This is a genomic window from Terrisporobacter petrolearius, assembly GCF_020748185.1.
Classification (GTDB): Bacteria; Bacillota; Clostridia; order Peptostreptococcales; family Peptostreptococcaceae; genus Terrisporobacter; species Terrisporobacter petrolearius.
In genome coordinates, this window is the sequence record NZ_JAHZMO010000221.1 from 1 (window position 1) to 278 (window position 278).

1 protein-coding gene is annotated in these 278 nt (G+C 33.8%); it reads left to right on the top strand.

All coding sequences use genetic code 11. The annotated features are described in order from the left end of the window. Nucleotides 1–278, top strand: a 278-nt coding sequence (locus tag K0040_RS22635) for an SIS domain-containing protein (RefSeq protein WP_228110481.1), incomplete at both ends; no start/stop codon positions are given.

Below are 278 nucleotides of genomic sequence, written 5' to 3' on the forward strand. Positions count from 1 at the left end.
AAACAAAGTTTATATAGTAGCTTGTGGTACTGCTTATCATGCAGGACTTGTTGGAAAAAATGCTATAGAAAAATTCGCTAAAATACCAGTTATAGCTGACATAGCTTCTGAATTTAGATATAGTGATCCATTTGTAGACGAAAATACTTTGATAATAATAGTAAGTCAATCAGGAGAAACAGCTGATACTTTAGCAGCACTTAGAGATGCTAAGTCAAAAGGTGCTAGAGTATTATCCATAACTAATGTTGTTGGTTCATCAATAGCTAGGGAGTCTG